This is a genomic window from Dermacoccus sp. Tok2021 (genome assembly GCF_019895135.1).
Classification (GTDB): Bacteria; Actinomycetota; Actinomycetes; order Actinomycetales; family Dermatophilaceae; genus Dermacoccus; species Dermacoccus abyssi.
In genome coordinates this window covers 1-13,113 of sequence record NZ_JAGTHU010000008.1, presented here as the reverse complement: position 1 = coordinate 13,113, position 13,113 = coordinate 1, and the positions used below count along the sequence as shown (strand labels likewise).

The 13,113-nt window shown below is 67.8% G+C and carries 14 protein-coding genes; 2 read left to right on the top strand and 12 right to left on the bottom strand.

Translation table 11 applies throughout. The features are described 5' to 3' along the window. Positions 1-7: 7 nt before the first annotated feature. The 9 genes from map to K9D12_RS06210 form a co-directional block, all read right to left on the bottom strand. Positions 8-775, bottom strand: a complete 768-nt coding sequence (gene map / locus K9D12_RS06250) for a type I methionyl aminopeptidase (protein WP_129665191.1) — start codon at positions 773-775, stop codon at positions 8-10. Positions 776-1,409: 634 nt separating this feature from the next. Further along, positions 1,410-2,282, bottom strand: coding sequence for a bifunctional DNA-formamidopyrimidine glycosylase/DNA-(apurinic or apyrimidinic site) lyase (gene mutM, locus K9D12_RS06245; RefSeq protein ID WP_129665189.1), 873 nt, complete (start codon positions 2,280-2,282; stop codon positions 1,410-1,412). Beyond that, complete coding sequence (gene rnc, locus K9D12_RS06240) at positions 2,275-3,087, bottom strand: ribonuclease III (protein ID WP_047311964.1); 813 nt, start codon at positions 3,085-3,087, stop codon at positions 2,275-2,277. The genes mutM and rnc overlap by 8 nt, the downstream gene beginning before the upstream one ends. A gap of 20 nt (positions 3,088-3,107) precedes the next feature. Beyond that, the gene (rpmF, locus tag K9D12_RS06235; RefSeq protein WP_047311963.1) at positions 3,108-3,302 is read right to left on the bottom strand and encodes a 50S ribosomal protein L32; all 195 of its coding nucleotides are present in this window, start codon (positions 3,300-3,302) and stop codon (positions 3,108-3,110) included. 1 nt (position 3,303) lies between these two features. Beyond that, on the bottom strand, positions 3,304-3,885 hold the full coding sequence (locus K9D12_RS06230) for a DUF177 domain-containing protein (protein ID WP_129665468.1): 582 nt from the start codon (positions 3,883-3,885) through the stop codon (positions 3,304-3,306). A 114-nt stretch (positions 3,886-3,999) separates the two neighbouring features. Next, positions 4,000-4,485 carry a pantetheine-phosphate adenylyltransferase gene (gene coaD, locus K9D12_RS06225; RefSeq protein WP_047311961.1) on the bottom strand — a complete coding sequence of 162 codons (486 nt, stop codon included), beginning with the start codon at positions 4,483-4,485 and terminating at the stop codon, positions 4,000-4,002. Next, the gene (gene rsmD, locus K9D12_RS06220; RefSeq protein WP_129665187.1) at positions 4,485-5,123 is read right to left on the bottom strand and encodes a 16S rRNA (guanine(966)-N(2))-methyltransferase RsmD; all 639 of its coding nucleotides are present in this window, start codon (positions 5,121-5,123) and stop codon (positions 4,485-4,487) included. Before rsmD ends, coaD begins: the two co-directional genes overlap by 1 nt. Continuing rightward, positions 5,123-7,303, bottom strand: a complete 2,181-nt coding sequence (locus tag K9D12_RS06215) for an ATP-dependent DNA helicase RecG (protein WP_223059724.1) — start codon at positions 7,301-7,303, stop codon at positions 5,123-5,125. Before K9D12_RS06215 ends, rsmD begins: the two co-directional genes overlap by 1 nt. Next, positions 7,296-8,741, bottom strand: a complete 1,446-nt coding sequence (locus tag K9D12_RS06210) for a DAK2 domain-containing protein (RefSeq protein WP_129665183.1) — start codon at positions 8,739-8,741, stop codon at positions 7,296-7,298. The genes K9D12_RS06215 and K9D12_RS06210 overlap by 8 nt, the downstream gene beginning before the upstream one ends. Positions 8,742-9,037: 296 nt before the next feature. On the opposite strand from K9D12_RS06210, the gene rpmB reads away from it, so the two are divergent. Beyond that, positions 9,038-9,232 carry a 50S ribosomal protein L28 gene (gene rpmB, locus K9D12_RS06205; protein ID WP_047311958.1) on the top strand — a complete coding sequence of 65 codons (195 nt, stop codon included), beginning with the start codon at positions 9,038-9,040 and terminating at the stop codon, positions 9,230-9,232. 177 nt (positions 9,233-9,409) lie between these two features. On the opposite strand, the gene K9D12_RS06200 is transcribed toward rpmB, so the two are convergent. The 3 genes from K9D12_RS06200 to thiL all read right to left on the bottom strand — a co-directional run bounded on the left by K9D12_RS06200 (position 9,410) and on the right by thiL (position 12,567). Then, positions 9,410-9,742 (bottom strand): hypothetical protein, encoded by a 333-nt coding sequence (locus K9D12_RS06200; protein WP_165357927.1) that lies wholly within the window; start codon positions 9,740-9,742, stop codon positions 9,410-9,412. Positions 9,743-9,753: 11 nt separating this feature from the next. Next, a complete protein-coding gene (locus tag K9D12_RS06195; RefSeq protein ID WP_047311957.1) occupies positions 9,754-11,433 on the bottom strand; it encodes a sodium:solute symporter family protein in 1,680 nt (559 codons plus the stop codon). Positions 11,434-11,571: 138 nt separating this feature from the next. Next, on the bottom strand, positions 11,572-12,567 hold the full coding sequence (gene thiL / locus K9D12_RS06190) for a thiamine-phosphate kinase (protein ID WP_165357926.1): 996 nt from the start codon (positions 12,565-12,567) through the stop codon (positions 11,572-11,574). An 82-nt stretch (positions 12,568-12,649) separates the two neighbouring features. On the opposite strand from thiL, the gene K9D12_RS06185 reads away from it, so the two are divergent. After that, the coding region (locus tag K9D12_RS06185; protein WP_165357925.1) for a DUF3515 domain-containing protein at positions 12,650-13,113 on the top strand (464 nt) is incomplete at its 3' end.

Genomic DNA, 13,113 nt, shown 5'->3' with positions numbered 1-13,113 from the left:
GGCTACCTCACGAACGAGCCGTGAGCACGAGCGGGCCATCGCCCGTCACGGCGACGGTGTGCTCGCTGTGAGCGCCGCGGGAGCCGTCGACGCTGCGCAACGTCCAGCCGTCGGCATCCTGAACGAGTTGATCAGTGCCGGCCATGAGCCACGGCTCAATGGCGATGACGAGACCCTCTCGCAGCTTGAGCCCACGCCCCGCGCGCCCGTCGTTGGGCACATGCGGCTCGCCGTGCATGGTGCGGCCGACGCCGTGGCCACCGAACTGCGTGTTGACGCTGTATCCCGCACCGTGACACACGTCCGCAATGGCAGCCGAGATGTCACCGAGCTTGCCGCCGGGGCGGGCCTGTTCGATGCCGGCGGCAAGGGCGCGCTCGGTCGTCTCGATGAGACGCAGATCTTCGTCGCGCGGCGTGCCCACAACGACCGAGAGCGCGGAATCACTCACCCAGCCGTCCAACGAGGCTGCGAAGTCGACCGAAAGGAGGTCGCCGTCGGCGAGGGTGTAGTCGTGCGGCAGGCCGTGAAGAACCGCGTCGTTGACGCTCGTGCACAACACCTTGCCGAAGGGGCTCGCGCCGAAACTCGGGTGATAGTCGATGTAGCACGACTCGGCTCCGGCATCCTTGATCATGCGGTGAGCGAGCGCGTCGAGCTCGAGCAGATTGACGCCCACGTCCGCGGCCTCACGCAGAGCGGTGAGGACGGAGGCGACGAGCCGACCGGCAGGCTTCATCTCGTCGAGTTCACGGGGCGTTCGCAGTTCGATCACGATCCAACGGTAGTGGAGAGCGACGACAGCCTCCGCCACCGGCAGACGTTGTCAGGACGAGAACGCGACCAAGTCGACGGAAAACGACTCCTCCTCCGGTCAAATCCAAGGTGCTGGCCATAATGAGGTGGCTTGCGCCACAATCCAATCCGTGATTGGACACATGCCCAATAATGACTCGTTGCGGCCCCGCCTGCTGCTCAGCGGCGCGCTGCGGCAAGTTTCGTGTGGGCTCCACTGCATCGGATCGACGATGCTCGCGCTCACACTCGTTCTCGCCGGCCCCATCCTCGTGATTGTCGGCATTCACCGTGCCCTTGAGGCCGCATTCGGGCGCTCGGTCATCCCCGGCTGGCACCCCAAGCATGCAGAATCGCTCCTCGTCACATTCCTCGCTCTCGCAGCATCAACGTCGGTGGCCGCCGCGTTGCTCGCCACGAGTTGGGGCCTTCACGCGGCGAGGCGCCGTCTGTGTCCTTCCCCGAGCGGCCCGAACTCTCCACGTCCCCCGCAACGACGCTCGGGCGGGACGTTTCCGGCGCAAGCACGCGTGCTGCTGGTTCCGTTCACGAGCGGCTCACTGACCCCTGCCCCTCCGTCGAGGCAGACCGCTTCACCTCGCGTCCACGGGGGATCAGCGGGGCGGCTTCTGACAGGTCGGGCAGAAGTGTGACGAGCGGTTCATGAACTGCTCGCGCACGATGAGCGTTCCGCACCGCCGGCACGGCTTGCCCTGCTGGCCGTAGGCGTCGAGGGAGCGGTCGAAGTAGCCGCTCGCGCCGTTCACATTGACGTACAGCGCATCGAAGCTCGTGCCCCCTTGGGCGAGCGCTTCGCGCATGACGTCCTGCGCTGCCGTCAACAGGTCGACCATCTGACGTTTCGTCACCTTCGAGCCCAGCCGCCTGCCGTGAACGCCCGAGCGCCACAGCGCTTCGTCGGCATAGATGTTGCCGATACCGCTCACCACACCCTGGTCGAGAAGCATGCGCTTGACGGCGACGTCCTTGCGTCGCATGAGACGCGCGACCGCTTCGGCGTCGAAGGCGTCCTCGAGCGGATCTGGTGCGATGTGCGCGATTGTGCTCGGCACCTCACGTCCGTGCGCCACCGTCAGCTCGTCGAGATAGAGCCCACCGAAGGTTCGCTGGTCGACGAAACGCATCTGCATCGGCGCAGCGTCAGATGCGTCGCCGTCGAGGTCGAACACGGCGTGCGCGTGCTTCTCCATCGGCGCATCCGCCGCCTCGACGAGAACCTGACCACTCATGCCGAGGTGGACGACGAGGGCGTCGCCCTCCCCCGCGAACGTCAGCCACAGGTACTTGCCGCGCCGCTCGGCCGACTCCACACGGCGTCCGCGCAGGACGTCGGCCAGGTGATCCGGGCCCGGCACGTGCCGGCGCGCGACCCGTGCTCCGGTGACCCGAGACGTGACGAAGGCCTGGCCGACCACCTGGTCGGCCAGGCCTCGACGTACGACTTCGACTTCGGGGAGCTCAGGCATCGGAACGCGGCGAGACGTCCGATTCGGCGTCGGCTACCGCCTCTGCCGTCGTGACGCCGGAGTTCTTCGCCGCCTCCTCGCGCAGGCTCACCCATGCGTTCTCGGCGGCGAGCATCTCTGCGCTCTTCTTGTTCCGCCCGGTGCCGATGCCGAGCACCCGCTCGTCGACGACGACCTTCGCGGTGAACACCTTGTCGTGATCGGGGCCTTCACCCTCGACGACGTACGCGGGCGCGCCGAGGCCGGCGGCCGCAGTGGCCTCCTGCAACGACGTCTTCCAGTCGAGCGCCGCGCCGAGGCTGGCCGTCCGTGACATCAACGGGTCGATGAGGTGATGCACGATCCGCCGTCCGGCCTCGATGCCGCCACACAGGAACACAGTGCCGATGACGGCCTCTGTCGTGTCGGCGAGGATCGAGTCCTTCGTCCGGCCGCCCGTGGCGAGTTCACCGCGTCCGAGCAGCAGATAATCGCCGAGGTCGAGCTCACGCGCCACCTCTGCGAGGGCCCGCGAATTGACGACGGCGGCCCGCTGCTTGGCCAACTGCCCCTCGGGAGCGTCGGGGTGGTCGCCGAAGAGCGTCTCGGTGACGACGAGACCCAGCACGGCGTCGCCGAGGAACTCCTGGCGTTCGTTGTGCGGGATTCCGCCGTTCTCGTACGCGAACGAGCGATGGGTCAGGGCACGACGAAGCAGCGGCTCATCGACGTCCGTACCCGAGATCTCACTGAGTTCTCGGGCCAGATCGCCGACGGGCCGCTGCGTAGCGTCAGCCGCCGACCGCTTCGAGCTTTTCTTGCCCACGGTCTGGCGAGTGAGGCCGGTCAGGCCTGGTGCTCGGTGCGCTCCGCGGCGCCGTAGTGACGGCCGTTGTACGTGCCGCACGACGGGCACGCCATGTGCGCCTGCTTGTTCGCGCCACACGACGGGCACGCCTGCAGAGCGACCGGCGTCGCCTTCCAGTTGGCTCGGCGCGAGCGGGTGTTGGCGCGCGACATCTTCCGCTTGGGGACAGCCACGTCAGTTCCTCTTCTCGTCGTGTGCCGGATCGGCGTCGGCCAGGTTGGCCAGTGCCGACCAGCGGGGGTCGATAGCTTCGTGGTGGTGGTCAGGATCGTCCGCGAGCCGGGCGCCGCATTCGGCACACAACCCGGGGCAGTCCTCGCGACACACCGGTTGGAACGGCAGTGAAGGCACTACCGCATCCCTCAGCACGGGCTCGATATCGGCGTCGTCGCCGTCGAGCTCGGGCAGTTCGTCCTCGTCATCGCCGCCGGCCACCTCACGGTGGTGCGCGGCACGCTCGGCGTAAGCGAACAGTTCCTGAAAGTGAACGTCAACAGGAATGCTGACGTCGTCCAGGCACCGCACGCAGGCGCCGGTCGCCGTCGCTTCGACCTCACCGGCGATGAGGACGCCCTCCATCACGGCTTCGAGACGCAGGTCGAGCCCCATGGGCTGACCTTCCTCGATGCCGATGACGTCGGTGCCGAAGTCGGCCGGAGTCGCGACATCACGATGCAGACGCAGAGAATTACCGGGTCGGCGACCGAGTTCCCTGGTGTCAATCACCAGAGGTCGGCGCGAATCAACCTGGTTCATTACCCTGCCGTCTTCGTGAGTCGTGTCTTCGATCGCTTCGGCCACAGCGATGGCGTGGGCCGACGTGCAAGTCTACGCCAGCGCGTGACGCCCACCCAAATCGTCCGGCCGACCTCAGCCGGCGACGCCGAGTCGCTCGAGAAGCGGGCCGTGAACGGCCTCGGGAACCATGCCGGAGATGTCTCCCCCGAGCGTGGCCACCTGCTTGATGAGCGAGCTCGACAGGTGATCCATGCCGGGGTTTCCCGGCAGGAACAGCGTCTCGAGCCCCGAGAGCGAACGGTTCATCGTGGCCATCGGCAACTCGTAGCTGAAGTCGGTCTCACCCCGCAGGCCCTTGACGACGATCGGCGCCTCGAGGCGCGCACAGACCTCGACGAGCAGTTCATCGGCGAAAGCCTCGGCGCGCACGTTGGCTAGGTGCGCGACCGACTTCTCGATGAGGCCGACGCGTTCGTCGGCCGTGAACGTGCCCTGCTTGTCCGGGTTGTAGAGGACGGCAACCACGACCTCGTCGAACAGGCGCGCGCTGCGCTCGACAACGTCGAGGTGGCCGAGGGTCAAGGGATCGAACGATCCGGGGCAGACACAGCGGGTCATCACTTCTCCTCGGTCGCGGCCGCGGGAACGACTTCGTCCAGCGTGGCGACGACGGCGTCGACGTCGTCAGGGTCAGGGCCTTCGCTGAACTCGGCGAACCACATCGTCGTCTCGCCGTAGACGCGCGGCTCCCACGGTGCGAGCCGCTCGTGCCACGTGGGTTCGGGCGAGCGCGACGAACGCTCGATGACGACCAGGGCGCGCGGTGCGAGCCAGCCGCCCTCGACGAGCGAGTTGATGGCCTGACGCAGCTGCTCCTCACTGACCGAGTACGGCGGGTCCATGAGGACCAGGGCGGCCTGCACAGTGGCGGGCTGGTCGAGGAATCGCTCGACGGCCTGCGTCACGACGCGTACCGGCGAGAAACCGAGGTTGCGCACGTTGGTGCGGATGACGGTGGCGACGCTGCGGTTGGCCTCGACGAAGGTGACGGACGCGGCACCACGACTGAAGGCCTCGAGTCCGAGGGCGCCCGATCCTGCGTAGAGGTCGAGGACGTCGGCTCCGAGCATGGCGCCGAGGTGCTCAAGTCGTGAGAAGAGTGCTTCACGCACACGATCCGCGGTGGGCCTCGTGCCCACGCCCGCTGGCGTGTCGAGCCGCCTGCCGCCTGCTTTTCCGGCGATGATGCGCGTCATTAGCCTCTCTCCAGGAACTCGGCCTGTTGGTCGTCGACACGCTCGCGCGCAGCCTGGGCCAGCAGGGGGTGATCGGCCATCGTCGGGTCTTGTTCGACGAGCGCTACGGCTTCGTCGCGGGCCTTGGCGATGACCTCGAGATCTGACGCCTTTGTCAGTTCCAACCAGTCGAGGGACGTACGGCGACCACTCTGCGCGGCGCCGAGCACGTCACCCTCTCGTCGTAATTCTAGATCCAGGTCGGCGATGGCGAATCCGTCGGTCGTCCCCGCGACGCGGCCGAGGCGTTCGAGGGCCTCCGGGGACTCGGAGCGTGTGACGAGCAGGCACAGACCGCCGTGCTCCCCTCGGCCCACGCGGCCGCGAAGCTGGTGCAGCTGGGACAGGCCGAAGCGATCGGCGTCGACTATGACGATCATCGAGGCGTTGGGCACGTCGACCCCCACCTCGATGACGGTGGTGGCCACGAGAACGTCGACCTCTCCCCCGGCGAATCGCCGCATGACGGTGTCCTTCTCGTCGGCCGGCAACCGGCCGTGCATGAGATCGATCGAGACGCCTCCGAGTGCCGGCAGGTGACGCATCTGCTCGATGAGCTCCACGACACCGACCGGACGTAGCGCCTCACCGTCATCGGCAGGCGTGCCCGGGTCGACGAGCATTGCCCCGGAGCCGTCCTGCGCGTCACCGATCCGACCGGCGACGACGTAGACCTGTCGGCCTGCGCGGCACTCCTCGGCGATGCGCTCCCACACGCGGTTCATCCATGCCGGGTTCTGCGCCTGCACGACGTGGCTGACGATGGGTGCCCTCCCCCGCGGCAGTTGCCGCAGGGTAGAGACGTCGAGGTCGCCGAACGCCGTCATCGCCACGGTGCGGGGTATCGGCGTGGCCGTCATGACGAGCACGTGCGGCGGCGTGGCTGCCTTCGAGTTCAGCGCGGAACGCTGCTCGACTCCGAAACGATGCTGCTCGTCCACCACCACGAGCCCGAGATCGGCAAAATCTACGTGCTTCTGCAGCAGGGCATGGGTTCCGATTACGATGCCGGCCTCGCCGGAGACGATGTCGAGCAGTGCCTGCGAGCGCGCCGAGGTCGACATCGATCCCGTGAGGAGCGTGACGCGCGTGCCGTCGGCGTCCCCGCCGAGTTGCCCGCGTTGCGCGAGGTCGCCCAGCATGGCGCGCATCGACGTGGCGTGTTGCGCCGCGAGCACCTCCGTGGGCGCGAGGAGGGCTGCCTGTGCGCCGGAGTCGACGACGGCGAGCATCGCCCGCAGCGCCACGATCGTCTTACCCGAGCCGACCTCACCCTGGAGCAGTCGGTGCATGGGCACCTCACGCGCGAGGTCGTCTGCGATGGCGGCACCGACCTCGACCTGCCCCGACGTCAGCTCGAACGGGAGAGCGCGGTCGAAGCGCGCGAGCAGACCGTCCGGGCGCGGGACGCGAGGCGTCGCGGGTACCGAGCGAGCCTTGGCCCGGCGCTGCGCGAGCACGAGTTGAGTGATGAACGCCTCGTCGAAGCGGAAACGCTTCTTCGCCGCGCCCACGTCCGCCATGGTGCGCGGCAGGTGCGCGGCGCGCATGGCACGCGTGAAATCGGGCACTCCCATGCGCTCACGCAGGTCGTCGTCGAGCGGGTCGGGCAAGGTGCCGACCGCGTCGAGCACCTGCTTGATCGACAGCGTCAGACTGAGGTTCGTGATCTTCTCGACCTGTTTGTAGACCGGCACGAGGCCGTTCTCGTAGATGCTCATGTCAGCGTCGTCCATGAGCGAGTACTGCGGGTGGGTGAGCTGCAATTGCTTTCCGTAGAGCCCCAGCTGACCGCTGAAGAGGGCTCTCTTACCCGGCCGAAGAATGCCGTAGTGCGGGTGCGCACTGAAGAACGTGACGAGCGCGCGCTGGCCCGCGTCGTCGACGATGACGGCGTTGGCCATGGAACCGCGCCGGTTCTTCATGCGCCGCTGCGTCATCTCCGCCACCTCGGCGGTGAGAACGACGTGCTCGCCGAGTTCGAACTCCGAGAAGCTGCTGCCGGCGTGGGCGTCGATGTAGCGGCGCGGGAAGTAGTGAAGGAGGTCGCCGACCGTCTCGAGGTTGCGCGCCTTCGCGAGTTTCTTCGCGCTCGTGCCGAGCACCTTGACGAGCGGTGTCTCGAGCGTTACCTCACTCATGGATCACTCCGAGTTGGACGAGGAAGCCCGATCGCAGACGCAGGAGGTCGAGCTCCGCTCCGACGCGTTCGGCCTCGGTTTCGAGGAAGGTGACGAACTGCTCTGCCGCGGCCGGTTCGGCGTCCGGCGCGATGCAGGCGGTGACGACCTCGGCTCCCTCGAAATGGCTGCGCACAAGATCTCGCGCGGCACGCCACGTGCCCGCCTGCAGTACCTCGATCTCCTCATCGGCATCGAAGCCCGTGGCAACGGCGTCAAGGCCCGCGAGCAGTGTGACGAGACTGTGACTGCGGGCTCCGTCACCGGGAGTTCCCCGGTCGGCGAGGACGAGAGTCGACCCGTTGTCCGGTTCGGCGATGCGCTCGCTGACGGCGGCCCCGAGGCTGTGCGCATAGCGCTGCACGGCCTCGTCCTGGGCAACGACGACGACGTCGCTGACTGTGTCGAGGCCGCCGGCGAAGCGCGTGACCGCGATGTTGTCCACGGACCCCGCGTCACGGGCATGGGAGACCGCGACGAGCGGAAGGTCGGTGTGCACGTGGAGGCGGTGGATACCGTCTCCACCGGCGACGACGACGCTGTCACCGACCTCGGTGAGGCGCGAGCGCAACGAGGCAGCCACCTCGTCCGTGAGCCCCTCGATCACGCCCATGACTTCGAAGGCCGGACCGTCGCTCGTCACCTGACAGCCGCCCTCCGAACGGACGCTTCGCGCCTCGGCGCGGGGCAGCCAGGAGCGTTCGCTGGCACGAGGAAGCCCGTGGCGTCCGCTCGCAACACGGCTGAGGCACTCGAGCACGATGGCGAGGCCGGCTCCGCCGGCGTCGACGACCCCCGCCTCGGCGAGGACGGCGAGTTGTTGCGGAGATCGGGACAGGGCGAGCTTCGCGCCGTCGAACGCCGCCTGCGCCACGTCGTCGACCTGGGGCGTCTCGCCGGAGTGCACGGCCTCGGAACGAGCGTGGCTCGCCGCGACGGCCGCCGCTTCGGCGACGCTGAGCATGGTTCCCTCGACGGGGTTGTCGACGGCTCCTCTCGCCGAGGATGCGCCGGAGTGCAGGGCCCGCGCGAGAGCGTCGCCGTCCAGCCCGAGGGCAACGGCCTCGTCCACGCCGTCGGGGTCGACGGGCAACGCTCCGAGCGCTCCGACGAACCCCCGCACGTACTCCGAGAGGATGACCCCCGAGTTGCCCTGAGCCTCACGCGTGATGGCACCGAGCACCTGGCGCAGGTCGGAGCGAGCGGTGCGCGCACCCGGATCGAGTTCTTCGACTGCGCGAAGGCCGGCCTCGAGGGTGGCGCGCATGTTCGTGCCCGTGTCGCCGTCGGGCACCGGGTAGACGTTGAGGGAGTTGAGGATCGTCTCCGACGCGGCAAGCTCTGCTCGGGCCGCGACGAGGACGCGGGCGAGGGAGGCCAACGTGAGCGTCGTCGTCATGGCGCTCCTCCGTCCTCGCTCATCCGTGACTCACGGGCGACGCGTGGGCTGAGGCACCCACGAACCGCTCGTTCGCCCCTACTCTGGCACAAGGCACCGACAATGGAATCGTGGGTGAATCGCTGCCCACCTGACGGCTGACGCCCCGCGCGTGCGCCCGAAGGGACCCACTCGCCTCGTTTTGCTCCGCCCGGTGGGCCTCGGCTATGCTTCCCAGGTTGCCTCCGTGTCGCCCGTCGTCCTGACGTGCCTGCCGGGGCGAAACCCAAGAACGTTCATCGACTTCAGGAGAAACCGTGGCTGCCACCTGCGACGTCTGCGGCAAGGGACCGGGCTTCGGTCACAACATCTCGCACTCCAACCGCCGCACCAAGCGTCGTTGGAACCCGAACATCCAGCGCGTTCGCGCGATGGTCGGCGAGGCTGGCGTGACCCCGAAGCGTCTCAACGTCTGCACCTCCTGCCTCAAGGCAGGTAAGGTCAAGCGCTGATCTCAGCACTTGCGTCAAGAAACCCGGCTCCGGCCGGGTTTTTTGTTGCCCGCCTTCACGATGTTGCCGTGAAAACGCGGCATCCCTCCCGCGGTAACCGCTCACCATCGGTGGGTACGCGTGAGCCGGGCGCCCCCTTCCGGGGGACGCCCGGCTCAGTCGTTCGCAGTCAGTACCTCAGTGGGCGCCGGGCTGCTCGTGCTCCGCGGCGGCCTTGTCCTCGGCGAGCTCACGCTCATCGACGACGATCGGGCGAGTGACTGCCCAGCCGATGAGCGCTGCCGCCAGGACGAGCAGACCGACGCCGGTCCACAGGTTGAGGTTCGCGCCGTCGGCCTTGGCCCGGTCGGCCTCGCTCGTCGTGAAGCTCATCCCGACGAGGATGACGCCGTAGATGCCCATGAGGGCACCGATGATGTTGCGGATGTCGAACAGGCCCGCGCGGTGACGCGCGGAGTTGGCCGCCTTCGCGGTGCCTGCTCCGGCCTTGTCGTTCGTGGGAGTACTCATGGTTCAACCCCTCAGTGGAAGACGATGTTGAGCAGGATGACGAGGGCCAGCGAGATTCCGGCGAGCTTCGTCGGCGACTGCCACCAGCTCGTGGTGGTGTCCTCCTCGAAGTCCTCCTTCGGCGTCTCGCTGTAGACGAGGCCGCGCAGCGACTCCGCCGGCTTCGGCTGCGTCGCGAGGCTCACGACGTAGCTGACGAGGACGTCGACGACGAACGCCGTACCGGCAGCCACGAACGAGGCGCCCTGGCCACCGATCGGGATGACGCCGACGGACAGCCCGCCGAGAGCGTCCTCGGAGAGCACCGCGACGATGACCGCGCCGACGGTACCGGAGACGAGACCGGCCCAACCGGCCGTGGCCGTCATGCGCTTCCAGAACATACCGAGGATGAACGTGGCGAACAGCGGCGCGTTGAAGAAGCCGAAGAGCGTCTGCAGGTAGCTCATCGCGTTCTCGTAGCTGGCGGCGAGGAACGAGGTGAAGATCGCGACCACCGTGGCGACGACCGTCATGATGCGGCCGATGCGGATGTAGTACGCGTCGTCACGCTCCTTGACGACGTACTCCTGCCAGATGTCGTAGCTGAAGACCGTGTTGAACGCCGAGATGTTGGCGGCCATACCTGCCATGAAGGCGGCGAGCATACCGGCGATGGCCACGCCCAACAGACCGTTCGGCAGCAGGTCACTCATGAGGTACAGCAGCGCGTTGTTGTAGTCGGCGCTGCCACCCGAGGCCTTGGCCTTGGCGATCTCCGGCACGAGCACACCGGCGATGATGCCGGGGATGATGATGATGAACGGGATGAACATCTTCGGGAAGGTGCCGATGATCGGAGCACGGCGAGCCGAGTTCATGTCCTTGGAGGCCATGACGCGCTGAACCTCGACGAAGTTCGTCGTCCAGTAACCGAAGGAGAGCACGAAGCCGAGACCGAACACGATGCCGATGACGGACCAGACCGAGCTCGTGAAGCCGGTCAGGGAGTTACCCGGCCACGAGGCGAGTTCACCATCGGTACCTGCGGCCTGCATCTTGTCCTGCAGGCCGCCCCAGCCGCCGACCTTGTGCAGGGCGGCGAGCGTCAGCGGCAGCAGTGCGGCGACGATGACGAAGAACTGCAGCACCTCGTTGTAGATGGCAGCGGAGAGGCCACCGAGGGTGATGTAGCTGAGGACGATGACGGCGGCGACGATCGTCGAGACGGTCATGTCCCAGCCGAGCAGCATGTTGACGATCTTCGCCAGCAGGTAGAGGTTCACACCGGCGATGAGCACCTGCGCGAGCGCGAACGAGATCGCGTTGACGAGGTGGGCGCCCGTACCGAAGCGGCGCTTCATGAACTCCGGCACCGAGCGCACGCCCGAGCCGTAGTAGAACGGCATCATCACGATGGCCAGGAACAGCATGGCCGGGATCGCGCCGATCCAGTAGTAGTGGAACGTCGGCATACCCATCTGGGCACCGGACGCGGACATACCCATGATCTCGACGGCACCGAGGTTGGCCGAGATGAAGGCGAGGCCGGTGACCCAGGCGGGCAACGATCGGCCGGACATGAAGAAGTCGATGCTCGAACTCACCTGACGGCGGGCCAACAGGCCGATGCCGAGAACGAAGACGAAGTACAACGCGATGAGCACGTAGTCGACCGGCCCTGCGTCGAGACGCAGTGCGGAGGTATCCATAGGCAGCAAGGCTGGCTCCCGGTCTGAAGATTCTGTTTGACCGCCTGACGGTAGCCCCACGGCCCCCTTCAGAGCCATGCAGACGGGCTCATCACAGAGGATTGCAATACGTTCGCAACAATCGGAGCGGTTCGCTCGTCAGCGAGCGCCGAAGTGCGTCCAGCCCTCCGCCTGCGCCGGCTCGCCGTCGAGCGTGACGCCCCGGCCGTCCTCGACACGGCCGACGACGTGCCATCCCGCCGGAACGCGCCCCTCCGGGCTTGTCGCGAGCAGGGCGTGTTCCTCACCGCCGGAGAGCACACACTCGAGTGCCCGATCCCCCACCACCGGTTCGAGGGGGCGCGCCATCGCACGGAGCGCTTCGCCGTCGAAGTCGAGGCGCACGCTCGACGCCCGCGCGATCCGTGCGGCGTCGAGCATCAGGCCGTCGGAAACGTCCATCGCGCAGCGCACCCCCGCAGCAGCAGCCTCGTCACCCGCGTATCGCGGGCGCGGGGCACGATGCCACCCCACGCATTCCTGAGTCGCTGTACCGGCTCCTTCCGAGGGCGCGGCTTCGCCGAGCAATACGAGCAGACCGGCGTGACTTCGCCCGAGGACGTCGGAAACGATGATCGACTCCCCCACTCGCGCGTTGGCACGCAGCAGCGGCTCGCGCCCCGCGGGCAGATCACCGAGGGCCGTGACCGCGATGGCGACCGTGCCGTCGGGCGCTCCCGAGAGGTCGCCGCCGAACGAACCGACCCCGGCACGCCGCAGTTCGTCGGCCATACCGCGCGTGAGGTCGACGAGCCAGTCGACTCGAGTGGCCCCCTCAGCGGCCAATGCGACGACGACGCCGGTCGGACGCGCGCCCATCGCAACGACGTCGGCGAGGTTCTGCGCGATGACCTTGACCCCGACGTCCTGGGGCGACGACCAGTCGTCACGCCAGTCGAGGCCGAGCACCATGGAATCCGTCGTGACGACGGTGCGGCCGGTGCTCGTTGTGAGGACGGCGGCGTCGTCACCGGGCCCGACATCGGCCGCCGCGGGTTCGACCACGGCGAGGACGGACCTCAGCACGCCCAATTCACCGACGTCGTCGACGGTCGAGGCGTCGCCGCCCACTCTCGGCGTCCACACGTTCGTCACGGCCCCATTCAAGCAGGCCGGAACAGACCGCATCCGCGCCGCATCAGGCAGCGCGCAGCCACCGCCGGTAGCGTTGTCCACCATGACGACGCTCCGTTCCCTCAGCCTCTTCGTCGCCGGTTCGTCAGCCGTGTGGGCGCTCGCCGCGTGCTCGCTACCTCCGGTGGAGGCCAAGCCCGCGGATCGCGCGGACACCCCGCAGTGCAAGGCGGCCTCGAGCGCCTGGCCGGCGAAGGTGGCCGGTTTCGAGCCGTACCCCGTCACCACGCCGTCCGACGCGGTGCGCGCCTGGGGCGAACGGCCCGAGTCGTCCGTCATCGCGCGCTGTGGCCTCACCCCTCCCGGACCCACCACGGAGACGTGCTTCGAGGCGAACGGCGTCGACTGGGTGCAGTCCGACCTGTCGGACGGGCGTCGCTACACCACCTACGGCCGAGAACCGGCCATCGAGGTGCTCGTGCCGAAGGAGTCGAAGGCCGATGCCTCCACGCTCGCGGCTTTCGCGCCCGCAGCGAAGAAGATCGCCCAGGGCGAGCGGCGCTGCTC